The sequence below is a fragment of the Curtobacterium citreum genome (genome assembly GCF_006715175.1).
Taxonomy (GTDB): Bacteria; Actinomycetota; Actinomycetes; order Actinomycetales; family Microbacteriaceae; genus Curtobacterium; species Curtobacterium citreum.
Map to the genome: position 1 here is coordinate 2433635 of NZ_VFMQ01000001.1, position 23127 is coordinate 2456761.

Consider the following 23127-nt stretch of genomic DNA (forward strand, 5'->3'; position numbering starts at 1 on the left):
GCGCTGCTGGGGGCGGCGGTGCTGCCGCCGCTGGCGGTGGTCCTGGTGGGCGTCAGGCTAACGCTTGCGCGGGCGCGGGGCGGGCTGGCACACGGGGCAACGGTGGCTCGACCGGTTCATGAACGCCTCGCGCACGATCGTCGTGCCGCACCGGGGACACGGCTTCCCCTGCTGCCCGTAGACCGCCAGGCGCTGCGAGAAGTACCCGGACTGCCCGTTCACGTTGACGTACTGCGCGTCGAAGCTCGTCCCGCCGTCCTCGAGGGCACGGCCCAGGACGCTCCGGACCTCGGCGAGAAGCCGGTGCAGTTCGGCCCGGGGCAGCCGGTCCGCCGGACGGTCGAAGTGCAGGCGGGCAGCCCACAGCGACTCGTCAGCGTAGATGTTCCCGATGCCGCTCACGACGCCCTGGTCGAGGAGCACCCGCTTGATGCCGCTCGAGCGCTTCCGTGCCGTGGCGACGAACCGGTCGTCGTCGAACGCGGGGTCGAGCGGGTCCCGCGCGATGTGCGACACCTGGTACGGGATCGAGCGGCGCCACGGTGCGTCGGGGTCCCGGGTGTCGACGGCCCCGGCGGACCCGGCCGGCGCTCCGTCCACGGTGGGGACCATCGCGTCGATCGCCATCGACCCGAAGGTCCGCTGGTCGACGAACTCGAGCTGGACCGGGGCCTCGGGGGCGCCGTCGCGGTCGGTGCCGACGGGTTGCACGTCGATGAGGATGCGGCGGTGCTTCGCCGCCGGGCGGTCGCGGCCGAGGAGCACCTGGCCGGACATGCCGAGGTGGGTGACGAGCGCCTCGGGGTGCGTGTCGCCGTCCGGCCCGGGCGCCAGCGGGAACCACATGAACTTGCCGCGACGGACGGCCGCGGCGATGGTCCGCCCGGTCAGGCGCTCCGCGAAGTCCTCGGCGGGGCCGTCGTGCCGGGTCAGCGCCCGGTCGTCGACGACGTCCACGTGCAGGACCCGGGCGCCGCTGACGGCGGGTTCGAGGCCGGCGCGGACGACCTCGACCTCGGGGAGTTCGGGCACGCGGTCAGGCCGCCCGGCCGGAGAGCCGCGTCCACGCGTCGAGCGCGGCGGCCATCTCGGCGGTCTTCTTGCTCGAGCCGGAGCCCGTGGAGACGTCCTCGCCCTGCAGCACGACGGTCGCGTGGAAGGTCTTGTCGTGGTCGGGGCCCTCCTCGGTCACCCGGTACGACGGGTTGCCGAGGGCCAGGCTGGCGGCGAGCTCCTGCAGGCTCGTCTTCGGGTCCATCGCGGCGCCGAAGCGGTCCGGGTCGACGAGCAGCGGTTCGACCAGGCGGAGCACGAGGTCGGTCGCGTCGTCGGGGCCCGCGGACAGGTACGTCGCGCCGATCACGGCCTCGACGGTGTCCGCCAGGATCGACGCCTTGTCACGGCCGCCGGTCTGCTCCTCGCCCTTGCCGAGGCGCAGGTAGGCGCCGAGCCCGATGTTGCGGGCGATCTCGGCGAGGGCGACCGTCGAGACGAGGCTCGCACGCCGCTTGGCGAGCTCGCCCTCGTCGAGGTCGGGGAAGGACCGGAAGAGCTTCACGGTCACGGCCTGGCCGAGGATGGAGTCCCCGAGGAACTCGAGGCGTTCGTTGTGCCCGATCCCGCCGTGCTCGTACGCGTACGAGCGGTGGGTCAGGGCGAGCTGGAGCAGCTCGGGGTCGAGGTCGACGCCGAGGATGCCCTGCAGACGAACGACGTCCGGCCCCACGGGGCGGGACCCCGTGGTGCCGGACGTCGCGGTCATGCGTGCTGTCCGATCAGACGTCGGCGACCTTGCGGCCCTTGTACTCCATGTACAGGGGCGTGCCGGCCGAGTCCTCGACGACCTTCGCGCGGTGCGGGAGGCTGTAGGTGACCTGACCGTTCTCGATCGTCTTCACGAGCTGGACCGGCGCGGCCTTCCACTGCGAACGACGGGCGTGCGTGTTGGCACGGGACTGCTTGCGCTTGGGAACGGCCATGGTGGTTCTCTTTCGGTAGGTCGGTGGTCGGTGTGCGAGGAGCGTCAGGCCGTGCGGCCGTCGTCCTCGGGGCTCTGGTTCGGTGTGTCGTCGGCGCCCTGGAAGCCGCTCAGTGCGGCCCAGCGCGGGTCCAGGACCTCGCGAGGGGTGTACCCGTCGAGGTCGGCCAGACGCTCACCCGTCTCCGGGTCGAGTCCTGGGCAGTCCGGTCGGCAGACCGGCTGGAACGGCAGCGACAGCACCACCGCATCTCGAACGACCGGTTCGCAGTCCACGTGGTCGTCGCGAACGAAGAAGTCGAAATCCTCCGAGGCATCATACGCGAACAACTCGGCGAAATCGACCTCGACGGGTTCGCTGATGTCGATGAGGCAGCGCGAGCACTCCCCCGTCGCCTCTGCCGAGGCGTGACCGGAGACGAGGACACCCTCGTGCAGGCCCTCGAGTCGGACGTCCAGGTGGAGCTGCGCACCCGTGCGGACGGCGATGACGCCCGCACCCATCGCGTCCGGCACCTCGACGTCGAGCGAGTGCTCGCGCATCTCGCCCGGACGGTGCGCGAGGTCACGCACGCGCAGGGCGTAGGGGCTGTTCACGGGGGAAGACACGATCGACGAGCCTAGCGCGAACCGGGCGGAGAGTCGAGGTGGCGGGAGGGCGTGTCAGTCGTCGGTCGCGCCCGTGCGCTGTGCCAGCGCCTCGGCCACGACGGCGGGGACGTACGGCGTGACGTCGCCGCCCAGGGTGGAGACCTGGCGGATGAGGGAGCTCGAGACGTGCGCCCGCGAGGCCTCCGGCAGCAGGAACACCGTCTCGACGTCCGCGAGGTGCCGGTTCATGATCGCCATCGGCGTCTCGTAGGCGACGTCCTCGCCCGAGCGGACGCCCTTCACGAGGACCCCGGCACCGACCTGCCGGCAGTAGTCCACCAGCAGGCCCGACGTCCACTCGCCGACCCGGACGTCCCCCGGCACGCCGACCTCGGCGAGCGAGGCCTCGATGAGCCGCACCCGGTCAGCGGCCTCGAACATGGCGGGCTTCTTGTCGGGGTTGTGCACGACGAGGACGTGCACCTCGTCGAAGAGCCGGGCGGCCCGTCCGATGACGTCGAGGTGCCCGAGGGTCACGGGGTCGAAGGAGCCGGGGACGACGGCGATGTGGGCCATGGCCGCAACGCTACCGAGTCCGGGTGCTCGGGTGCCTCGGAGCGCGTGTGGTCGCGTCCGGCCGCGTGCCGCCGCCTCCGACCGCGTGCTGTCAGTTCTTGCCGAGGAAGGCGGCGTCGGACTCGTCCAGGCGGCGCGCGAGGGCCTCGCGCAGGGCCGGGTGGTCCTGCAGCTGCGGGTCCGGCTCGAGGACCCGCTCGGCTTCCTCGCGCGCGTCGACGATGAGGTCGGCGTGCTCGACCACGCGCAGCAGGTTGAGCGACGACCGGCCGCCGGACTGCCGTTCGCCGAGCACGTCTCCTTCGCGGCGGAGTTCGAGGTCCACCCGGGCGAGTTCGAAGCCGTCGTCCGAGGCCGCCACCGCGTCGACGCGCTCGCGGGAGACCGTCTCGGCCTCGGCGGTGGTGACCAGCAGGCACACGCCCGGGTACTGCCCGCGGCCGATGCGCCCGCGGAGCTGGTGGAGCTGGGACACCCCGAACCGGTCGGCGTCGAGCACGGCCATCATCGAGGCGTTCGGGACGTCGACCCCGACCTCGATGACGGTGGTCGCGACGAGCACGTCGACGTCGCCGGCCGCGAACGAGGTCATCACGCGGTCCTTCTCGTCGGCGGACATCCGACCGTGCAGGACCTCGATCCGGCGGCCCTGGAGCACGGGCATCGCGCGCATCCGCTCGGCCGTCGCGAGCACCGTGGCGGGCGCGCGCTTCGGCGCGTCGTCGCCGTCCGGGTCGGCGTCGCCGTCGTCCTCGCGGTGGGCGTCGTCGATCGCCGGGCAGACCACGAACGCCTGGCGCCCCGCAGCGAGCTCCTCGGCCATCCGGGTCCAGATCCGGGCTTCCCACCCGGGGTGCTCGGCGAGCCCGACGGCGAAGGTCTCGACGCCCGCGCGTCCTGAGGGCAGGCCCGTGATCGTGGAGACGTCGAGGTCGCCGAAGACCGTCATCGCCACCGTTCGTGGGATCGGCGTGGCGGTCAGGACGAGCACGTGCGGCGGGGTCGCGCCCTTCGTGCGGAGTGCTTCGCGCTGCTCGACGCCGAAGCGGTGCTGTTCGTCGACGACGACGAGCCCGAGCTCGGCGAAGTCCACGCGGTCGCCGAGGAGGGCGTGCGTGCCGACGACGAGGCGGGAGCTGCCGGACGCGGCGGCGAGCAGGGCCCGTCGGCGTTCATCGGTGGACTGGGAGCCGGTCAGGATGACGGGACGGAGCTCGGCGGCCAGGTCCGGTCCGAGGAACTTCACGATGGAGCGCAGGTGCTGCGCCGCCAGGACCTCGGTCGGGGCGATGAGCGCCGACTGACCGCCGGACTCGGCGACCGTGAGCATCGCGCGGATCGCCACGAGGGTCTTGCCCGAACCGACCTCACCTTGCACGAGCCGGTGCATCGGCCACTCGCCGGCGAGGTCGCGGTCGATCTCGGCGCCGACGGCACGCTGGTCGTCGGTGAGCGTGAACGGCAGCGTCGCGTCGAAGCGCTCGAGGATGCCGCCCGGAGCTGCACGCCGCGGGGTCGCCGCGGTCGCCCTGGCCGCGATCCGCCGCTGGACGAGCGCGGTCTGCAGCACGAACGCCTCGCGGTAGCGCAGGGCGTCCTGGGCGCGCTTGAAGTCCGCGACCTTCTCCGGCCGGTGGAGCAGCTCGAGTGCCCGGCGGAAGGGCACCAGGCCGAGTCGGTTCCGGACCGGTGCCGGGATCGGGTCGTCGACGTCGGGCAGGGTGTCGAGCACCACACCGATGGCCTTCGCGATCTGCCAGGACGTCAGCGAGGCGGTCGCCGGGTAGATCGGGATGGGCTGGCGGGACCAGCGGATGGCCTCGTCGCTCTCCGGGTCCGCGGTCGCACGGGGGTCGTCCGCGTCGAACAGCTCGTAGTCGGGGTGCGCCAGCTGCCGGGCGCCGCGGTAGTCGCCCACCTTGCCGGCGAACACGCCCCGGGCACCGGGGACGAGGTCCTTCGTCCGCCAGCCCTGGTTGAAGAACGTCAGCGTCAGGAGGCCCTTGCCGTCGCCGATCTTCGCTTCGAGGATCGCCCCGCGGCGGGCGCGCATCGTGCGTTCGCGGACGTCGATGACCTCGGCCACGATCGTCACGGACTCGCCGATCGCCAGGGAGTCGAGCGCCGTCAGGGCACCGCGCTCGGCGTAGCGCCGCGGGGCGTGCTCGAGGAACTCCCCCACGGTGCGGTACCCGAACGCCTTCTCGATCGCCGTCGCCGTCCGGCCGCCGAGCACGCCGCTCAGCCGGGCGTCGAGCGGCGCCGGACCCAGGTCGGGCGCCACCGCCGGTGCGGGGCTCGCGGAGGTGACCACGCGACCACGGTACCCGGCACGGCCGACGTGCCCCGATCCTCCCGTCCGGCCTGTGGAGCAGGCGACTGGTCACGCGAGCCTGTGGAGGGACCCGGGGTGGCGCCCGGCGGCCGCTACGGTGGCTGCATGACACGGATCATCGCCGGTGCCGCCGGTTCCACGACGCTCCGCGTGCCGAAGTCCGGGACGCGACCGACGAGCGACCGGGTGCGCGAGGCGCTGTTCTCCTCGTTGGAGGCGCGTGGGCTCGTCGACGACGCGGCGGTGGCCGACCTGTACGCCGGCACGGGCGCGCTCGGGCTCGAGGCGGCGTCCCGCGGCGCGGTCGAGGTGGTCCTGGTGGACCGTGCCTCCGGGGCGGCCGAGGCGTGCCGGGCGAACGCACGGGCCGTGCAGCAGCGGGTCCCCGGGGTGCGCGTCGACGTGCACCCGCAGCCGGCACTCGGGTTCCTGCGGGCGACGGTGCGGACCTTCGACCTGGTGTTCATCGACCCGCCGTACGACGTCACGGAGCACGAGATCGCCGAGGTGCTCGAGGCGCTCGTGCCGCGGCTGACCCCTGGTGCGGTCGTGGTGGTCGAGCGGAGCAAGCGTTCCCCGGAGCCGACGTGGCCCGCGGGACTGGAGCCCTTCAGCAAGCGGAGCTACGGCGAGACCGTGGCGTGGGAGGCCGTCGCACCGAGCGTGTGACGCGGGGGCCGGTGGTGCTCGCTGGACGGGTGCGGGCGTGTCAGCCCGCGGCGCCGTCCCAGTCCGCGTAGGGGTCCCAGCCGGAGGTCGGCACCGGGACGCCGGCGCGGAGCAGGTCGTGGTCGCCGCGGTCGAGCACGCTGCCGATCCGCCGGAAGCCCCCGGGCAGGTCCGTCCCGGCGGGGAAGGTCGCGAGGAGCCCGTGGTCCTCGCCGCCGTGCAGCGCAGAGCCCTCGGGGACGGCCTCGGCGTCGAACGCCAGCGTGACCCCGCTCGCGCGGGCGAGGCGACCGGCGTCGATCGCGAGGCCGTCGGACAGGTCGAGCATCGCCGTGGCCCCCGCAGCCGCGGCCGCGGGGCCGTCGGCGATCGGTGGGACGGGGCGCCGCTGCCGCGCGACGTCCGGGTCGGTGTCGGCACCACTCGCGAGCGTCGCCGCGCGGGACGGCTCGCCGTCGGCGTCGACGCCGTCACGGAAGAGCCGGGCGAGCCCGCGCGCCGCGGGGCCGAGCTCGCCGGACACGGCGAGGACGTCGCCGGGACGGGCTCCCGAGCGCAGGACCGGTGCGTGTCCGTCGAGGTCGCCGAACGCCGAGACGGACACCGTGAACGTCGCCGACGTCGAGAGGTCGCCGCCGACGACACCGCACGCGGGCGCCAGCGCGTCGACGGCCTGCCGGACCCCGTCCGCGAAGGACTCGAGGACCGTCACCGGGGTGTCCTGGGGCGCCGCGAGGGCGATCACGAGCGCCGTGGGGACCGCGCCCATCGCCGCGACGTCGGACAGGTTCGTCGCCGCGGCCTTCCACCCGACGTCGGCCGGCGAGGACCACGCCCACCGGAAGTCCGGACCGTGCACCATCATGTCCGTCGTCACGACGAACCGGCGGTCCGGCGCCGACACCACGGCGCAGTCGTCGCCGGGGCCGACCTCGGGTGACCCGGGCGGGAGCCGTCGGACGATGCGGTCCAGGACGGCCAGCTCACCGACCTCGCCGACGGTCGGTCCGGCCCAGGCCTCGTTCGGTGCGTCCACACCAGAACGGTAGCCTGGACCCCGATGGACACCGTGCGCCGCCCCCTCCGCTGGACCGCGATCGCGGGCGTGGCCGTGGCCCTCGCCGCCGGCCTGACGGGCTGCACGAACGCCGTCTCGATGTCCCCGGCGCCCTCTGCCGACGCGGCCGCGTGCGCCGCCGTGCAGGTCCGGCTGCCGAGCACCGTCGACACGAAGTACGCGATGCGGAACACGAACGCGCAGTCGACCGCCGCGTGGGGCGACCCCGAGGCGGCGATCTACCACTGCGGCGTCGCGGTGCCGACCGTGTCCGACCTGCCGTGCTTCAGCCAGGGCGGGGTCGACTGGATCCGCGACGACCGGGGCGCGCAGATCGTGTTCACCACGTTCGGCCGCACGCCCGCGGTGCAGGTCGTCATCGACACGAAGCTGACCACCTCACAGGTGGTGCAGGACCTCTCCGACGCGGTGTCGACGCTGCCGAAGGACGGACGCGAGTGCCTCGACCCGTCCCAGGTGCAGGGATGACGCACGGCCGCCAGTCGCCCCGAGTCTCGGGCTGACCGACACGACTCGGTCGCGCCACGCCGCGACTCGTCGCTGCACGCGAGACTCGGGCTGACGCACGACCCGTCGCGCGTCAACGGACGGCGGCGCGCCCCAGCTCGATGAGCTCCGTCACGAGTTCGCCGTACGACACGCCCGACGCCGCCCAGCACCGCGGGTACATCGACAGCGGCGTGAACCCGGGCATGGTGTTGACCTCGTTCACCACGAAGCCGTCGTCGGTCAGGAAGCAGTCGACGCGGGCGAGTCCGGCGCCGCCGATCGCCTCGAACGCACGAGCACCGATCGAACGGATCTGGTCGGTCTCGGACTCGGTGAGCGGCGCCGGGCAGAGCAGCGCCTCGTCCCCGCCGAGGTACTTCGAGGCGAAGTCGTAGAAGCCGTCCTCGGCGACGACGATCTCGCCGGGCAGGCTCGTGCGCGGCACACCGTCGCGGCCCTCGAGCACGGCGACCTCGACCTCGCGACCGACCACCCGCGGCTCGACGATGACCTTCGAGTCGTGCTCGAACGCCAGGTCCATCGCGGCTCCGAGCTGCGACGGCTCGTCGACCCGGGAGACGCCCATGCTCGAACCGGCGCGGGCGGGCTTCACGAACAGCGGCCAGCCGTGCGCGGCGACGGTCTCGGCGACGTCCACCGGGTCGGCGGCCCACTCGCGGCGGAGCACCGTGTTCCACGGCGCGACGCGGAGCCCGGCGTGCTCGAGCACGGCCTTGGCGGTGTGCTTGTCCATCGCCAGGGCGCTCGCGAGCACGCCGTCGCCGACGTACGGCAGCCCGGCGATCTCGAGGAGGCCCTGGATCGTACCGTCCTCGCCGAAGGGGCCGTGCAGGATCGGGAACACCACGTCGACGGCGATCGTCTCGACCGAGCCGTCCGGGTGCGACACGACGAGCTCGTTCGTCGCGGGGGACGTCGGGAACGCCACGCGGGTGCCGTTGTCGGGCACCGTCGGCAGCACGCCGTCCCGGAGCGCCCACTGCGCGGGGTCGTCGGCCTGCAGCGTGAATGCACCCTCGGCGGTGATGCCGATCGGCACGACGTCGTAGGACGACCGGTCGACGACGTCCATGATCCCTCCGGCGGTCACGCAGCTGATCTCGTGCTCACTGGAGCGCCCGCCGAAGAGCACGGCGACGGTCGTGGTCGCGGGAGCGATCGTGGGCATGGCAGTCCCCTTGCTGGTCGGGACCGGACCGGTCACTCGCCCTGGGGTTCGTCGGTCTCGGTGAGGTGCGGCGCGATGTTGCGCGGGTCGAGCCTACCGGCGAGGACCTCGGCCACCTGCCCGACGATGGGCATGTCGACGCCGTTCGCCGCCGCGAGTTCGAGGATCGGGGCGACCGATGCCAGCCCCTCGGCGGTCTGGTCCATCTGCCGCACGACCTCGTCGAAGCGGTACCCCTGCCCGAGCAGTCGCCCGGCGGTGTTGTTCCGCGACAGCGGCGACTGGCACGTGGCGATGAGGTCCCCGAGCCCGGCGAGCCCGGACAGCGTCGAGGGCTGCGCCCCGAGGGACACCGCGAAGTCGGTCATCTCGGCGAGCCCGCGGGTGATGATCGACGCCTTCGTGTTCTCGCCGTAGCCGACGCCGTCCACGATGCCGATCGCCACGGCGATCAGGTTCTTCAGCACGCCGCCGAACTCGGTCCCGATCACGTCGGTGTTCGTGAACGACCGGAAGTACGGGTTCGTGGCGACCGCGGCGACCGCGGTGGCGGTGTCGATCGAGGTCGACGACACGACGGCCGCGGTCGGCTGCCGACGGGCGATCTCGAGCGCGAGGTTCGGGCCGCTCGCGACGGCGATCCGGTCGCGGTCGATGCCGAGTCCCTCGTGCAGGACCTCGCTCATCCGCAGCCCGGTGGCCTTCTCGACGCCCTTCATCAGGCTGACGACGGGGACGCCCTCGGGCAGCAGCGGCGCGATCGCGGCCAGGTTCGAGCGCAGGGACTGCGACGGGACCGAGACGTACACCTGTTCCGCGCCGTCGAGCACGGCCGACAGCGAGGTCGACGCCGTCAGGGTTCGGGGCAGGTTGATGCCGGGCAGGTAGTCGGAGTTGCGCTTCGTCTCGGTGATCTCGCGGGCGACCTCGGGCCGGCGCGCCCAGACGACGGTGTCGGCACCGCCCTCGGCGAGCACCTTGGCGAACGTGGTCCCCCAGCTGCCGGCACCGATCACGGCGACGCGCGGCTTGTCGGTCGACTGCATCACCACGCGGATGGCGGCGGTGTCGACCGCGCCGGGTGCGGCGACCGCGGGGTCCGGGTGGTCCTCGTGCGGGCGGAGGCCCGTGCCGTGGTCACTCAAACTTGCCGGTCTCCTTCTGGTTGTTCGCGGACGGGTCCCAGCGGGTGGCGGGAGCCGTCTCGCCGCGCAGTTCCTCGAGCAGCTCGGTGATGCGCTGCATGACGATCGCGGTGGCCTCGAGCAGCATCTGCTGGTCGATCGGTCGGCCGCGGTACGCCGACAGGTCGACCTCGTCGCCGACGATCACGTCGACGCGGGTCGGCGGGAACAGCTTCAGCTTCTTGCCGTACCGCGCCATGATCCCCTGCGTGCCCCAGTGGGCCATCGGGATGAGCGGCACGTCGTTCTCGAGCGCGATCCGCACCGCGCCGGTCTTGCCGCGCATCGGCCACAGGTCGGGGTCGCGTGTCAGCGTCCCTTCGGGATAGACGATGATCGCACCGCCCTGCTCGATGACCGACCTGCCGCCGCCGAGCGGGTCGCTCAGCCGCGTGCGTCCGGAGCGCTCGACCGGGATCTGGCCCATCCCCGACATGAGCTTGCCGAAGACCGGGACCTTGAAGAGCGACGCCTTCGCGAGGAACCGCGGGGCGCGCCGGGACAGCCACACGGCCGTGCCCACCACGAGCGGGTCGATGTTCGTGAAGTGGTTCGGGGCGAGCACGAACGCGCCGCCCTCCGGCAGCCGCTTCGACCCGTGCCAGTGGTAGCGCGCCGAGTACCGGAAGACCGGGATCACGACGGAGGCGGTGATGCGGAACGCGGTGTTCAGCTCACCGCGCCGCCACCGGCGCCCGGGCGTGGGCAGACCCGTCGTGACGTCCGTGGCGGACGTGCGCCGTGCCTCCAGGCCGTCGCCGGCGCCGTCTGCCGGGCCGCGACCGGCCGCGTCAGCAGCCACGCGCCTAGCCCGCGAAGTCGAAGTCGGCGCCGAGCTTGCGCAGCTTCGGGATGAAGTGCTCGTAGCCCCGGCTGATGATGCCGACGTTGGTGATGTGCGACTCGCCCTCGGCGGTGAGCGCCGCGATGAGGTGGCTGAAGCCGCCGCGCAGGTCGGGGACGCGGACGTTCGCGGCGTGCAGCGGCGTCGGACCGGTGATGACGGCTGCCTGCTCGAACGGGCGGCGGGCGACGCGACGGTCGTGGCCGGGCAGCCCCTCCTTGTGGACGACGATGTCGGCGCCCATCTCGTTCAGGGCGTCGGTGAAGCCGAAGCGGTTCTCGTAGACGGTCTCGTGCACGATGCTCGTGCCCTCGGCCTGGGTCAGCGCCACGACGAGCGGCTGCTGCCAGTCGGTCATGAAGCCGGGGTGCACGTCGGTCTCGACGACGACCGGGCGCAGGACCTCGCGCTCGCGGTAGAAGCGGATCCCGTCCTCCTGGACGTCGAACCCGCCGCCGACCTTGCGGAAGACGTTGAGGAACGTCATGAGGTCCTGCTGGTCGGCGCCCTCGACGAAGATGTCGCCGTTCGTGGCGAGCGCGGCCGAGGCCCAGCTGGCGGCCTCGTTGCGGTCGTTGATCGCGCGGTGCGTGTAGCCGCGGAGCGACTCGACGCCCTCGATGAAGATCGTGCGGGACGGCTCGACCGTGACGATCGCGCCCATCTTCTGCAGGATCGCGATGAGGTCCATGATCTCGGGCTCGATCGCGGCGTTGCGGAGCTCGGTCACGCCCTCGGCGAGGACCGAGGACAGCAGGACCTGCTCGGTCGCGCCGACGCTCGGGTACGGCAGCTCGATCTTCGCGCCGCGGAGGCCGTCCGGTGCGGTCAGGTGGATGCCGTTGACCTGCTTGTCGACGACGGCGCCCATCGCGCGGAGGGCGTCGAGGTGGAAGTCGATCGGCCGGTCACCGATGCGGCAGCCGCCGAGGTCGGGGATGAACGCCTCGCCGAGCTTGTGCAGCAGCGGGCCGCAGAACAGGATCGGGATGCGGCTCGACCCGGCGTGCGCGTCGATCTCGGCGAAGTGCGCCGACTCGACGTTCGACGGGTCGAGGATGAGCTCGCCTCGTGCAGGATCCGTGATGCGCACACCGTGCACCTCGAGCAGGCCGCGGACGACCTTGACGTCGGAGATGTCCGGGACGTCCTTGAGGATCGACGGGGTGTCACCGAGCAGGGACGCCACCATCGCCTTGGTCGCGAGGTTCTTCGCGCCGCGGACCTCGATGCGTCCCACGAGCGGCTTGCCGCCCCGGATGACGATCTCGTCCGACTTCAGGCCGACGCGGGCCCCTGCTGCTGCTGCGTCCTGTACGAGGGAGTTCACTACTTCACCGGCAATGTCTTCGGCCGCCATCTGGAGCGGCGGGATTCGAACTCCGTGATCGAGGACTCGTCACGGAGGGTGAGCCCGATGTCGTCGAGCCCTTCCATCAACCGCCAACGAGTGTAAGCGTCGATCTCGAAGGGCACGTCCACCGCGCCGAGCGACACGCGCTGCGCGACGAGGTCGACGGTCGCCTCGATCCCCGGGTTCGCCGCGATCTCGGCCCAGAGCCGCTCGACTTCCGGTTCGGTCACGATCGCGGTGACCAGGCCCTGCTTGCCCGCGTTGCCTTTGAAGATGTCCGCGAAACGGGGTGAGACGACGACGCGGAACCCGAAGTCGCGGAGCGCCCAGACGGCGTGCTCGCGCGAGGAACCGGTGCCGAAGTCCGGCCCGGCGACGAGCACCTGCGCGCCCTGGAACACGGGCTGGTTGAGCACGAACTCGGGGTCCTGGCGCCACCCGGCGAACAGGGCGTCCTCGAAGCCGGTCTTCGTGACGCGCTTGAGGTACACCGCGGGGATGATCTGGTCGGTGTCGACGTTCGAGCGCTGCAGCGGGGCGGCGATCCCCGTGACGGTGGTGATCTTGTCCATCAGTTGGCCCCTTCGGTGCTGTTCACGACGTCGTTCAGTTCGTCGTCGGTGGCGAGGTCCCACGGGCTGGAGAGCGTGCCGCGGACGGCGGTCGCGGCCGCGACGAGCGGCGACACCAGGTGGGTGCGCCCGCCCTTGCCCTGGCGGCCCTCGAAGTTCCGGTTCGAGGTGCTCGCGCAGCGCTCCCCCGGTGCGAGCTGGTCGGGGTTCATGCCGAGGCACATCGAGCAGCCGGCGAACCGCCACTCGGCGCCGAAGTCCGTGAAGACCTGGTCGAGCCCCTCCGCCTCGGCCTCGAGCCGGACCCGGGCGGACCCCGGCACGACCATCACGCGGACACCGGGTGCCTTCGACCGGCCCTTGATGATCGACGCGAAGGCCCGGAGGTCCTCGATGCGGGAGTTCGTGCAGGAGCCCATGAACACCGCGTCGACCGCGATGTCCTTCATCGGCGTTCCGGCCTGCAGGTCCATGTACTCCAGCGCGCGCTGCGCCGCGGCCTGGTCGTTCGGGTCGCTGTAGCTCGCGGGGTCCGGCACCGACTCGGACAGGGACACGCCCTGGCCGGGGTTCGTGCCCCACGTGACGAACGGCTCGAGGGCGTCGGCGTCGATGAACACCTCGGCGTCGAACACGGCGTCGTCGTCGGTCGCGAGCGTGTCCCAGTACGCGACGGCGTCGTCCCAGTCCTGGCCGGTCGGCGCGTGATCACGGCCCTGCACGTAGTCGTAGGTCGTCTGGTCGGGGGCGACCATGCCGGCGCGGGCCCCGGCCTCGATCGACATGTTGCAGATCGTCATGCGGCCCTCCATCGAGAGCGCCCGGATCGCGGAGCCGCGGTACTCGAGCACGTAGCCCTGCCCGCCGCCGGTGCCGATCTGGGCGATGACCGCCAGGATGATGTCCTTCGCCGTGACGCCGGGGCGCAGCGTGCCCTCGACCGTGATCGCCATCGTCTTGAAGGGCTTCAGCGGCAGGGTCTGCGTGGCGAGGACGTGCTCGACCTCGGACGTGCCGATGCCGAACGCCATCGCGCCGAACGCGCCGTGGGTGCTCGTGTGCGAGTCGCCGCAAACGACCGTGATGCCCGGCATGGTCAGGCCGAGCTGCGGACCGACCACGTGGACGATCCCCTGCTCCTTGTCGCCCAGCGAGTGCAGGCGGACCCCGAACTCGGCGCAGTTGCGGCGCAGGGTCTCGATCTGGGTGCGGCTCGTCGGGTCTGCGATGGGCCGGTCGATCGCGAGGGTCGGGGTGTTGTGGTCCTCGGTCGCGATGGTCAGGTCGAGGCGGCGCACGGGGCGGCCGGCCTGACGCAGGCCGTCGAACGCCTGGGGGCTCGTGACCTCGTGCACGAGGTGGAGGTCGATGTAGAGGAGGTCCGGGTTCCCGTCCTCGCCCTTGACCACGACGTGGTCGTCCCACACCTTCTCGGCGAGCGTCTTTCCCATCGGCCCGGCCCTTCCTCGTTGACGTCGATGCGCCGCGTGCGCGGCTCGGTCCGGCAAGACTAGCAGGTTGGTATACCAACTTGCGTGCCCAGGGCGGGACGGCCTGGAGGCACGGGGCGGGGCCGCCACGATCCTCCCGTCCGGTGGTGGGTCGCGTCGCGCGCCGGGGCGGGCCGAGCACCCGCGGTCCCGGACGACACCTGTCGCGGTGGGATGATGGGGAGGACATGACGACACCTGCGCACTCGACCCGGACCACCAACCTCGAGGGCGCAGCCCGCGCCGCGATCGCCGGCGGCGCCCCGCTCGCCCTGCTCATCGCGCTCGGGATGCCCGGGTACGCGGCGTTCGCGATGTTCGCCGGGTTCACCGCGATCTTCGGCGCGACCGAGCCGTACCGACAGCGGATGGTGACCACCGGCATCGCGGGGTTGCTGCAGGCCGCGTGCATGGCCGCCGGCATCGCGGTGTCGATGTCCGGCGCGCCGCTGTGGTTGCAGGGCACCGGGCTCGTCGTGGTGCTCGTCGTCGCGGTGTGCACCCTCAGCACGCTGCAGACGATCCCGGCCCAGCCGATCTTCCCGGTGTTCGCGTTCTGCGTGTCGGCCCTCGTCCCGGTGCGCCCGGCGGACCTGCCGCTCGTCGCGACGATCATCGTCGGCTCGGTCGTGTGGGCGTGGCTCGTGGCGATGTCAGGGGCGGTCATCCGGCTCGTGCTGCACCCGCGCGCACCGCACGTGTTCCGTCCGATCGCGCCGCACAAGCACCGGTCGTTCGCGGTCCTGCGGACGCCGGCACTGTGGGAGACCGTCGGGCTGAACGTCGTCGGGGCGCTCGTCGCGGGGGCGGTCGCGGAGTCGGTCCCGGCCCTCGGGCACCCGTACTGGGCGGTCGTCGCCGTGGTGTCGACCCTGCCCGCGATCCGGCAGCGGCACACCGTCCGGCGCGCGTCCCAGCGCGTCATCGGCACGATCGGCGGGACCGTGGTCGCCGTCGGGATCCTGCTCCTGGAGCCCTCGGCGTGGTGGATCGTCGTGATCGCGGTCGTCGGGCAGTTCTTCGCCGAGATCTTCGTCGCGCGGCACTACGCCGTGACGCTGCTGTTCCTCACGCCGCTCGCGCTCGCGGTGTCGTGGCTGAGCCTGCCCGAGGCGCCGGAGCTCCTCGCGCTCGACCGGATCGCGCAGACGACGCTCGGCGCCGTGGTGAGCGTGGCGCTCCTCGTGGTCGGGCGGCTGATCGAGCGTCGGCGGGGCCGGGCGCTCGGCGCGACGGGCGCGATCCGCACGGTCTGAGCCGCGGGGCGGGTGGTCTGCTCGGCCGATCCGCGCGTCGGAGGCTGTTCCGCGCGAAGGAGGACGATCTGCGCATGGAAGGCCGTTCGTTCCGGCTGTCCACGCGCGGATCGTCCTCCGATCGCACGTGCGATGGGACGTTCCGCCCCCGGGATCAGTCGCGCGGTGCGATGTTCCAGGAGTCGATCACCGGGCGGCCGTGCTCGTAGCCGAGCGAGCTCACCGTGGCCGTGCCGAGCTTCAGCACGGCACCGTCCTGCGGCGCGAGGCGGATCCAGGCGGCACCGAGGGCGCGCAGGACGTGCCCGTGGGCGACCACGATCGCGTCGTCCCCCTCGGCGAGGACCGGGCGCACCCGGTTCAGCACGCGCTCGACGCGGACGCGGACCTCGGCGGCGTTCTCCCCCGGGGTGTCGCCCGCGGGGACGCCGTCGGTCCAGAGGTCCCAGGGTCCGTGCCGCTTGACCTTGATCTGCGGGGTGGTCAAGCCCTCGTACGCGCCGTAGTCCCACTCGTACAGGTCCTCGTCGAGCTCCGGGTCGACACCGACGAGCCGCGCGGTCTCGCGGGCGCGTTCGAGCGGGCTCGACAGCGCGAGCGCGAACGTCCGGTCCGCCAGGTAGCGTCCGGCGCGCTTCGCCTGCTCGATGCCGTTCTCGGTGAGCGGGATGTCGGTGCGGCCGGTGTGCTGACCGCTCTTCGACCACTCCGTCTCTCCGTGGCGGACGAGGACGAGTTCGCCGGGGCGTTCCGAGGTCATGTGTTCCTTCCGAGGTACAGGCCGAGCGCAGCCGCGCCGACCGAGACGACGAGCATCCCGAGGCCGTTGAGCACGGCGGGCCCGGGCTTCCCGGACCGGAACAGCTGCACGGTCTCGACACTCGCCGTCGAGAACGTCGTGTACCCGCCCATCATGCCCGTCCCGAGGACCGCGACCAGCGGCAGGCCGAGCGTGCCCGCCTCGCCGAGCCCGGTCACGACCCCGAGCACGAGCGATCCGGTGACGTTGATGAGCATCGTGCCGACCGGGAACCACCCCAGCGCGGCCCGTGCCACCCGCGCCTTCACGGTGCCGTCGAGTGCGAAGCGGAGCGCGGAGCCCAGGCCGCCGCCGAGCGAGACGACGAGGAGTTCGAGGGGGCTCACCGGGCGTCCTCCGTCCGGGCGCGGCGCGAGCGGCGGGCCCCGGCGAGCCACGCACCCGCGGCCGCGGCCACCACCCCGAGCGCGACCGACAGCAGCGCGTACCCGGTGCCCGCGCCCCACCGGCCGACGTCGAGGAGCTTCGCGGTGTCGTCGGCGAGCGTCGAGTACGTCGTGAAGCCGCCGAGGACACCCGTGCCGACGAACAGGCGGACGGTGCGGCGCGCACCGACGTCGGGGCCGCGGTGCGCGAGCGACTCGAGCAGCGCGCCCAGGCAGAGCGCCCCGACGACGTTGATCGCGAGGATCGTCCAGCTCAGGCCGTCGACCGCGGGCAGGGCCGCGGCGAGCGCCGCACGGGCACCGGTGCCGATCGCGCCGCCGAGGGCGACGAGCACGAGGTACCGCCAGCGGCGGTGCGGGGGGCGGTCGGTCGCGGTCGTCATGGGTCTCCTGTCACCGAGCACGCGGCATCGCACACGTGCACTCATCTCGGAACAGGGACCGTTGGCGGCTCAGCCGCGGTTGGGTCCGGCAGGCCCCACTGCCGGGTCTGACGACATCCCGACGATACCGCTTCCGTCCCGGACCGCGGCGACGCCCTCGACCTCGACGAGCTGGTCGTCGTAGCCCAGGGCGGTGACACCCATCAGGGTGCTCGGCACGTCGTGGTCGCCCATCGCCGCCCGGACCACCTGCCACGCGGCGACGAGGTCCTCCTGCCGCGAGGACGCCACGAGCACCCGCGTGTGGAGCAGGTCACCGAGTCCCGCTCCCGCCGCGGCGAGCGCCGTCTCGAGGTTGGCCATGCACCGGGCGGCCTGGCCGCGGTGGTCCCCGACCGCCACGGTCCGACCCTGCTCGTCGAGCGGGCACGCCCCGGCCGCGAACACCAGGCGGGCGTCGGCGGGTGCGGTCGCCGCGTACGCGTACTCGGCGACGTCACTGAGTCGGTCGGATCGGACGAGCTGGACGACACCGGTCATGGCCACAGCCTGGCAGAGCCGCGCCGGGCCGGCGCGACGGCACGACCCGGCGCAGCACGGCGCGGCCCGGCGCCGCCCGCGCTCAGCGCCCGATCGGGTTCGGCATCCGCCCCGCCCGGATGAGCGACTCCGTCTGCGCGGACAGGTCCACCATCTGCAGGGTGTTCCGCAGCTGGAGCCGGTTCAGGCACGAGTGCTCGAAGTCCGGCGCACGCAGGTCGAGCGGTCGCGCACGGCCCACGACGGCGTCGTCCACGCACGCGCCGACCAACCGCCAGAACGTCGCACCGGACAGGACCCCGTCCTCGTCGAGGATCGCGGCGAGGTACCGGAGCACCCCGTCGAACACGTCGGTGAACACGCCGAGGGCCGCCTCGGCGTCGTCGACCGGGTGCACGATCCGCTCGGTGCCGACCGGGACGGCGACGTCGCCGACGACCACCACCTCTTCCCCGATGTCCTTCATGAACACCCGGGAGACCACGCCGTCGCGCAGCACGAGCACGAGGTTCTCGCCGTGCGGCATGAAGAGCAGCTGGTGCTCGGTGAGGCAGTGCACGACGGGTCGGAGGTACGCGTCGAGGTACCGGCGCACCCAGTCCGCGGCGTCGAGGCCCGACTGTGTGATGAGGGCAGCGGCCACCGAGCGACCGCGCGCGTCCCGGTGCAGCAGGGCGGCCATGGTGATCGGCCGCTCCCCCGGTCCCAGCCGCGGCACGGGGCTCTCCCGCCAGAGCGCGGCGAGCATCTTCCGCTGTGGTGACGCCACGTCGACGCGGTGGTGCGCGTCCCCGGTGTACCCGATGGCGGCGTGCTCGCGGAGCACGCCGAAGCCGGCGTCGGCGAGCACGGGGTCGGCGTCGACGAGTCCGGCGACCCAGTCGTTCACGGCGGGGGTCGTCCGCATGTACGCGGGGGACATGCCGCGGAGGAACCCCATGTTCTGCACGGCGAGCGCCGTCTTGACGTACGAGCGCGCGGGACGGCTCCGGTTGAACGCCGTGCGGATCGACTGCTGCGGCTGGTGCTCGTCGGGTCCCTCGCCGAGGTCGACGAGGTCCTGCCGGCCGAGGTCGGGCGCGAAGGTCACGGCGATCCGGTGCTGCCACTGCCACGGGTGCACCGGGAACCAGGTGTACCCGTCGGGGTCGAGGCCACGGCGCTCGAGCGTCGCCTGGAAGCCTGCGACGGTCGCCGCGTCGAGCTCGGCGGCCCAGTGGTCGTGCTCGGTGCGGTCCGCGGCGAGCGCCAGGTGCGTGTGCTCCCGCCGTGCGGCGAGCCACCGGTAGCGGAAGCGGGCGCCCGCCTCCGGGGCGTGGGCGTGGTACTCGTCGAGCCCGAACCCGATCCGCCCGTTCGCGGCGACGAAGGCCGGGTGCCCCTCGGTCATCGCGGCCTCGGCGTCCTGGAACGACGCGACGACGTCGCCGTCCGTCCGCCCGCGCGCCAGCTGCGCCGCGGACGGCCCACCTCGCCGGTGCTTCGCCGCCGCGCTCGCCAGCGTCGACGCGATCTCGTCCAGGTAGGTGCCGAGCATCGAGTCCGGGATCCCGAGCACGTCCCGCAGGTCGAGCACGAGCTCCTGCGCACTGAGCGGCGCGGGGACGCCGTCACGCGTCCGGGTCAGCGAGTCCTCGTCGAGCACCCAGTGCTCGAGCGTGTGCACCCGCGCCCGGAACCGGTAGGTCGAGTCCCCCGCGTCGAGCGCCCACCCGTCACCGTCCACACGCGGCGCGGTCAACCGCTCATGGGTGAACTCGGCGATCGCCTTCGCGACGAGGTGCCGTTCCGCGGGCTCCAGGTGCTCCGGCCGCAGGTGCGCCGCCGGCCCGCCGTCGTCCGGCACCCCGATGCGCGCGGTGTCGAGCACCGAGAGGAGCGCCCGCTTGCCGTCGACGTCCACCACACGGAGCGCTCGGAACCCGACCTCGGCGTTCTTCCGCTGCACGGCCGTGTTCCGCACGTCCGGCTCGACGACGACACGGCGCGCGCCGAGCACGTCGCGGCAGTGCTCGACGACCGCTCGCATCACCGCGCTCGTCAGGCCGTGCACCCGTCCCTCGGCGGGCGGCGGTGCGACGAGCAGGTGCATGCCGACGTCGCCCGGCTCGGCGTCCCACACGTCGGTGAGCAGCACGACGGCCGGGTCGTACGTCTCGGCGTAGGCGATCGGCGCGCCGTCGCGGCGGAGCAGCCACCCCGCCTGCGCCGGGTCGTCGCGCACCGCCGTCAGGTACGTCCGGACCGCGTCCACGTCGCGGTCCGCCATCCCCCACCAGGACGACGCGGGCTCCGCCAGCCAGGACCCCAGCAGGGCGGCGTCCCGTCCCGGGTCCACGGGTTCGACGGACAGGAGGCTCGTGGCTGCGCGCGCCAGGTCGCGCTCGGCCGTGCGGGCGCTCATGCGCGCACCCCCGCGGCCTCCGGGAGGCGCGTGGTGGCGGCGCTCGCCGCCACCGGCGACGCTCCGGGAGCCGGCCGCCCGCCGGGCAGGCCGAACTCCTGGAAGGCGATCCGATCCTCCAGGCCGTACACGGCGCGCCCCGTGACGGACCGGATGATCGACGCGTTCCGCCACGCGCCCATCCCGAGGTCGGGCGCGGTCAGGCCGTGCGTGTGCTCCTCGGCGTTCTGCACCCAGATGCGGCCGCCCAGGGTGTCGACGTGCAGGTCGCGGGCGACCGCGAACCGGCCGCGCTCGTCGCGGGCGACGAGGTGCTCGACAGGGGCGAGGAAGTGGGGCGTGCGGGGGCGGTACCCGGTCGCGAGGACGAGCCGGGCGACCTCGTGCGTCGCCTCGGTGCCGAGCTGCGCGTGCCGGAGCGTCAGGCGGAAGCGGTCGCGGTCGGGCAGCCACTCTGCCGCGACCACGCTCGTGTCCGTGCGGAGCGTCGTGGGGACGGGTCCGTGGGCGCTGATCCGGTAGAGCGTGTCGTAGATCGTGTCGACGAGGTCGGCGCTGATGCCCTTGTACAGCCCGCGCTGCTCGCGACCGAGACGGTCGCGCACGTCGGGCGGCAGCGCGTGGAAGTGGTCGGTGTACTCCGGGCTCGTCATCTCGAGGGTGAGCTTGGTGTCCTCCATCGGGAAGAACCGGGGCGAGCGGGTGATCCAGTCGAGGCGGTACCCGCCGTCGCGGATGCCCTCGAGCAGGTCGCGGTAGACCTCGGCGGCGGACTGCCCGCTGCCGACGACGGCGATCGAGTCGGCGCGGCGCAGGTCCTCGCGGGCGGGCAGGTAGCCGGCGGAGTGCACGACGGGGCCGCCCAGGTCGCGGAGGGCTTCGGGAACCGCCGGCTCGGTGCCGATGCCCGTGACGACGTGGCGGGCGCGGTAGGTCTCGGGCCCGGTCGGGGTCTCGGCGTGCACCGTGAACAGGTCGGTCTCGAGGTCGTGCTCGACGGCGACGACCCGGCGGCCCCAGCGGAGGGTCTCGAGCTGGTCGGCGGCCCACCGGCAGTAGGCGTCGTACTCGCTGCGCAGGGGGTGGAAGTCCTCGCGGATGTAGAACGGGTAGAGCCGCCCGGTCCGTTTGAGCCAGGCGAGGAACGAGTACGGCGAGGTCGGGTCGGCCATCGTCACGAGGTCGGCGAGGAACGGCACCTGGATCGTGGCGTCGTCGAGCATCATGCCGTGGTGCCAGGCGAAGCCGTCGGCCTGGTCGAGGAACACGGCGTCGAGGTCGGCGATCGGGTCCGTCAGGCAGGCGAGGCCGAGGTTGAAGGGGCCGATGCCGACGCCGACGAGGTCGTGGACGGTGCCCGTGGTCGGGGTCGGGGTCGGGGTCGGGGTCGGGGTCATCGGTTCGCTCCCGTCGGCTCAGTGGTGCGGAGGTGGTTCGTCGTCGTCGCGGTGCGCTCCGCGTGCAGGCGCTCCGCGGTCGCGACCACGTGGTCGAGCGCCGCGACGACCTGCTCGGCGCTCGTCCCGGGGTCGAGCAGCGTGAGCTTGTTGCACGGCCGACCGTCGACCACGGTCTTCGCGACGAGCACCCGCCCCTCGGCGAGCAGTGCGGCGCGCAGGGGTGCGACGAGGACGTCCGCATCGGCGTCGACGACCCCGTCCGGCTGCCAGCGGAACAGCACCGTGCTCAGCTGGGTCGGCGCGACGAGCACCAGGTCCGGGTGCGCACCCACGTGCTCGTGCACCTGCTCGGTCACGTCGAGCACGGTGTCGAACGCCCGGCCGATCGCGGTCGCACCGCTCGCCCGCAGCGTCGCCCAGAGCTTGAGCGCGTCGAAGCGCCGGGTCGTCTGGAGCGACTTGTCGACCTGGTTCGGTTCGTCGGCGTCCTCGGGGTTCAGGTAGTCGGCGTGCCAGGCCGCACGGCCCAGGTCGGCCGGGTCCCGCAGGAGCAGCGCGCTCGAGGACACCGGCTGGAAGAACGACTTGTGGAAGTCCGCGGTGACGCTCCGCGCCCGTTCGATCCCGTCGAGCAGGTGCCGGCGCGTCGGGGACACGAGCAGTCCGCACCCGTACGCGGCGTCGACGTGCAGCCAGACGTCCTCGAGGTCGCACACGTCCGCGATCGGCTCGAGCGGGTCGATGCACCCGCGGTCGGTCGTCCCGGCGGTGGCGACGACGGCCATCGGCGTGCGGCCCTCGCGGCGGGCGTCCGCGACGGCGTGGGCCAGGGCGTCGGGGCGCATGCGGCCGGCGGCGTCGGCCGCGACGTCGACGACGGCGTGCTCGGGGAGCCCGAGGACCATCGCCGACTTGCGGACGCTGAAGTGGCTCGACGCGGTGGCGAACACGACCAGGTCGTCGAGCGCCGGACGGCGACCGGCCCGGCCCGTCCGGCTCGTGGCGGCCTGCCGTGCGAGCAGCAGGGCGTGCAGGTTCGACTGGGTCCCGCCGGAGGTGAAGATCCCGTCCCCGTCCGCGAAGCCGATCGTCCCGGCGGCCCAGCGGACCACGCGCCGTTCGATGTCGGTGCCGATGCGCGACTGGTCCCAGGTGTCGACCGAGGGGTTCACGGCCGCGAGCACCGTCTCCGCGGCGACGGCGGGCACCGCCACCGGGCAGTTCAGGTGCGCGAGGGAGCCGGGGTGGTGGAACCAGACCGCCTCGGCGCAGAAGAGCGTGTCGACCTCCGCGACGGCGGCCTCGGCGGTCCCGAGCGGGCGGTCGAGGTCGATCGCGGCGACCCGGTCCCGGAGCACGGCGGCCGGGGTGTCGGTGGTCGGCGCGGTGACCGACGCGAAGCGGTCCGCGGTCCGGTCGACGGCGGTGTGGACGACGGCCCGGTAGCGGTCGGCCCGGGCGGTGTCGAGGATCTCGAGCTGTGGTTCGGAGCTGTTCACGTTAGGGAAGGCTATCCTTACTTTCAGCGGTCGGGTACCCGCGGACGGGGGAAGAACGGTCGTTCTGGTGGGACTGTCCCCCGGAACAGG

The 23127-nt window shown here is 73.0% G+C and carries 23 protein-coding genes; 3 read left to right on the forward strand and 20 right to left on the reverse strand.

The genetic code is table 11. From position 1 onward, the window contains the following. Nucleotides 1-57: 57 nt before the first annotated feature. The 6 genes from mutM to FB462_RS11525 form a co-directional block, all read right to left on the reverse strand. Nucleotides 58-1032, reverse strand: coding sequence for a bifunctional DNA-formamidopyrimidine glycosylase/DNA-(apurinic or apyrimidinic site) lyase (mutM, locus tag FB462_RS11500; protein ID WP_141862007.1), 975 nt, complete (start codon nt 1030-1032; stop codon nt 58-60). Between the two features lie 4 nt (nt 1033-1036). Further along, on the reverse strand, nt 1037-1762 hold the full coding sequence (rnc, locus tag FB462_RS11505; protein ID WP_141862009.1) for a ribonuclease III: 726 nt from the start codon (nt 1760-1762) through the stop codon (nt 1037-1039). Between the two features lie 13 nt (nt 1763-1775). Then, complete coding sequence (gene rpmF / locus FB462_RS11510) at nt 1776-1979, reverse strand: 50S ribosomal protein L32 (RefSeq protein WP_056126067.1); 204 nt, start codon at nt 1977-1979, stop codon at nt 1776-1778. Between the two features lie 44 nt (nt 1980-2023). Next, nucleotides 2024-2575, reverse strand: a complete 552-nt coding sequence (locus tag FB462_RS11515; RefSeq protein ID WP_058742018.1) for a YceD family protein — start codon at nt 2573-2575, stop codon at nt 2024-2026. Nucleotides 2576-2641: 66 nt separating this feature from the next. Next, nucleotides 2642-3145 carry a pantetheine-phosphate adenylyltransferase gene (coaD, locus tag FB462_RS11520; RefSeq protein WP_114850089.1) on the reverse strand — a complete coding sequence of 168 codons (504 nt, stop codon included), beginning with the start codon at nt 3143-3145 and terminating at the stop codon, nt 2642-2644. 91 nt (nt 3146-3236) lie between these two features. Continuing rightward, on the reverse strand, nt 3237-5417 hold the full coding sequence (locus FB462_RS11525; RefSeq protein WP_373286843.1) for an ATP-dependent DNA helicase RecG: 2181 nt from the start codon (nt 5415-5417) through the stop codon (nt 3237-3239). Between the two features lie 168 nt (nt 5418-5585). Between FB462_RS11525 and FB462_RS11530 the strand changes: the two genes are divergently transcribed. Next, the gene (locus tag FB462_RS11530) at nt 5586-6149 is read left to right on the forward strand and encodes an RsmD family RNA methyltransferase (RefSeq protein ID WP_114850091.1); all 564 of its coding nucleotides are present in this window, start codon (nt 5586-5588) and stop codon (nt 6147-6149) included. 40 nt (nt 6150-6189) lie between these two features. Here the strand turns inward: FB462_RS11530 and thiL are convergent, their stop codons facing one another. Further along, a complete protein-coding gene (gene thiL / locus FB462_RS11535; protein ID WP_114850092.1) occupies nt 6190-7185 on the reverse strand; it encodes a thiamine-phosphate kinase in 996 nt (331 codons plus the stop codon). Nucleotides 7186-7209: 24 nt separating this feature from the next. On the opposite strand from thiL, the gene FB462_RS11540 reads away from it, so the two are divergent. After that, a complete protein-coding gene (locus tag FB462_RS11540; RefSeq protein WP_058742014.1) occupies nt 7210-7695 on the forward strand; it encodes a DUF3515 family protein in 486 nt (161 codons plus the stop codon). A 112-nt stretch (nt 7696-7807) separates the two neighbouring features. On the opposite strand, the gene FB462_RS11545 is transcribed toward FB462_RS11540, so the two are convergent. The 6 genes from FB462_RS11545 to leuC form a co-directional block, all read right to left on the reverse strand. After that, complete coding sequence (locus FB462_RS11545) at nt 7808-8905, reverse strand: D-alanine--D-alanine ligase family protein (protein WP_141862012.1); 1098 nt, start codon at nt 8903-8905, stop codon at nt 7808-7810. Nucleotides 8906-8937: 32 nt separating this feature from the next. Then, complete coding sequence (locus FB462_RS11550) at nt 8938-9951, reverse strand: NAD(P)H-dependent glycerol-3-phosphate dehydrogenase (RefSeq protein WP_058742053.1); 1014 nt, start codon at nt 9949-9951, stop codon at nt 8938-8940. A 91-nt stretch (nt 9952-10042) separates the two neighbouring features. Then, nucleotides 10043-10891, reverse strand: a complete 849-nt coding sequence (locus FB462_RS11555; RefSeq protein WP_229666802.1) for a lysophospholipid acyltransferase family protein — start codon at nt 10889-10891, stop codon at nt 10043-10045. A gap of 4 nt (nt 10892-10895) precedes the next feature. Beyond that, on the reverse strand, nt 10896-12263 hold the full coding sequence (gene murA, locus FB462_RS11560; protein WP_058742013.1) for a UDP-N-acetylglucosamine 1-carboxyvinyltransferase: 1368 nt from the start codon (nt 12261-12263) through the stop codon (nt 10896-10898). After that, nucleotides 12263-12859 carry a 3-isopropylmalate dehydratase small subunit gene (gene leuD / locus FB462_RS11565; protein ID WP_114850093.1) on the reverse strand — a complete coding sequence of 199 codons (597 nt, stop codon included), beginning with the start codon at nt 12857-12859 and terminating at the stop codon, nt 12263-12265. Before leuD ends, murA begins: the two co-directional genes overlap by 1 nt. Continuing rightward, entirely contained in the window at nt 12859-14310 is a 1452-nt protein-coding gene (gene leuC, locus FB462_RS11570; RefSeq protein WP_058742011.1) for a 3-isopropylmalate dehydratase large subunit, read from the reverse strand. Before leuC ends, leuD begins: the two co-directional genes overlap by 1 nt. 227 nt (nt 14311-14537) lie before the next feature. Between leuC and FB462_RS11575 the strand changes: the two genes are divergently transcribed. Then, a complete protein-coding gene (locus FB462_RS11575) occupies nt 14538-15605 on the forward strand; it encodes an FUSC family protein (protein WP_141862014.1) in 1068 nt (355 codons plus the stop codon). Nucleotides 15606-15759: 154 nt separating this feature from the next. On the opposite strand, the gene FB462_RS11580 is transcribed toward FB462_RS11575, so the two are convergent. From FB462_RS11580 to FB462_RS11610, 7 genes are all read right to left on the reverse strand, one after another. Then, entirely contained in the window at nt 15760-16365 is a 606-nt protein-coding gene (locus FB462_RS11580; RefSeq protein ID WP_058742009.1) for a histidine phosphatase family protein, read from the reverse strand. Further along, on the reverse strand, nt 16362-16751 hold the full coding sequence (locus FB462_RS11585) for a fluoride efflux transporter FluC (protein WP_058742008.1): 390 nt from the start codon (nt 16749-16751) through the stop codon (nt 16362-16364). The genes FB462_RS11580 and FB462_RS11585 overlap by 4 nt, the downstream gene beginning before the upstream one ends. After that, nucleotides 16748-17194 (reverse strand): fluoride efflux transporter FluC, encoded by a 447-nt coding sequence (locus tag FB462_RS11590; protein ID WP_058742007.1) that lies wholly within the window; start codon nt 17192-17194, stop codon nt 16748-16750. Before FB462_RS11590 ends, FB462_RS11585 begins: the two co-directional genes overlap by 4 nt. 69 nt (nt 17195-17263) lie before the next feature. Then, the gene (locus FB462_RS11595) at nt 17264-17734 is read right to left on the reverse strand and encodes a RidA family protein (RefSeq protein ID WP_114850154.1); all 471 of its coding nucleotides are present in this window, start codon (nt 17732-17734) and stop codon (nt 17264-17266) included. A gap of 82 nt (nt 17735-17816) precedes the next feature. After that, a complete protein-coding gene (locus FB462_RS11600) occupies nt 17817-20138 on the reverse strand; it encodes a GNAT family N-acetyltransferase (protein ID WP_141862016.1) in 2322 nt (773 codons plus the stop codon). Further along, nucleotides 20135-21535, reverse strand: a complete 1401-nt coding sequence (locus FB462_RS11605) for a lysine N(6)-hydroxylase/L-ornithine N(5)-oxygenase family protein (RefSeq protein ID WP_141862018.1) — start codon at nt 21533-21535, stop codon at nt 20135-20137. The genes FB462_RS11600 and FB462_RS11605 overlap by 4 nt, the downstream gene beginning before the upstream one ends. Further along, entirely contained in the window at nt 21532-23037 is a 1506-nt protein-coding gene (locus FB462_RS11610) for a pyridoxal phosphate-dependent decarboxylase family protein (protein WP_141862020.1), read from the reverse strand. Before FB462_RS11610 ends, FB462_RS11605 begins: the two co-directional genes overlap by 4 nt. Between the last annotated feature and the right edge of the window lie 90 nt (nt 23038-23127).

Excerpts from the sequence above, each read along its gene's own strand:
- rnc (WP_141862009.1), bottom strand. The coding sequence starts at position 1,762 with ATGACCGCGACGTCCGGCACCACGGGGTCCCGCCCCGTGGGGCCGGAC.
- rpmF (WP_056126067.1), bottom strand. The coding sequence starts at position 1,979 with ATGGCCGTTCCCAAGCGCAAGCAGTCCCGTGCCAACACGCACGCCCGT.
- coaD (WP_114850089.1), bottom strand. The coding sequence starts at position 3,145 with ATGGCCCACATCGCCGTCGTCCCCGGCTCCTTCGACCCCGTGACCCTC.
- FB462_RS11530 (WP_114850091.1), top strand. The coding sequence starts at position 5,586 with ATGACACGGATCATCGCCGGTGCCGCCGGTTCCACGACGCTCCGCGTG.
- FB462_RS11540 (WP_058742014.1), top strand. The coding sequence starts at position 7,210 with ATGGACACCGTGCGCCGCCCCCTCCGCTGGACCGCGATCGCGGGCGTG.
- FB462_RS11545 (WP_141862012.1), bottom strand. The coding sequence starts at position 8,905 with ATGCCCACGATCGCTCCCGCGACCACGACCGTCGCCGTGCTCTTCGGC.
- FB462_RS11550 (WP_058742053.1), bottom strand. The coding sequence starts at position 9,951 with ATGCAGTCGACCGACAAGCCGCGCGTCGCCGTGATCGGTGCCGGCAGC.
- leuD (WP_114850093.1), bottom strand. The coding sequence starts at position 12,859 with ATGGACAAGATCACCACCGTCACGGGGATCGCCGCCCCGCTGCAGCGC.
- leuC (WP_058742011.1), bottom strand. The coding sequence starts at position 14,310 with ATGGGAAAGACGCTCGCCGAGAAGGTGTGGGACGACCACGTCGTGGTC.
- FB462_RS11575 (WP_141862014.1), top strand. The coding sequence starts at position 14,538 with ATGACGACACCTGCGCACTCGACCCGGACCACCAACCTCGAGGGCGCA.
- FB462_RS11580 (WP_058742009.1), bottom strand. The coding sequence starts at position 16,365 with ATGACCTCGGAACGCCCCGGCGAACTCGTCCTCGTCCGCCACGGAGAG.
- FB462_RS11590 (WP_058742007.1), bottom strand. The coding sequence starts at position 17,194 with ATGACGACCGCGACCGACCGCCCCCCGCACCGCCGCTGGCGGTACCTC.
- FB462_RS11595 (WP_114850154.1), bottom strand. The coding sequence starts at position 17,734 with ATGACCGGTGTCGTCCAGCTCGTCCGATCCGACCGACTCAGTGACGTC.
- FB462_RS11600 (WP_141862016.1), bottom strand. The coding sequence starts at position 20,138 with ATGAGCGCCCGCACGGCCGAGCGCGACCTGGCGCGCGCAGCCACGAGC.
- FB462_RS11605 (WP_141862018.1), bottom strand. The coding sequence starts at position 21,535 with ATGACCCCGACCCCGACCCCGACCCCGACCCCGACCACGGGCACCGTC.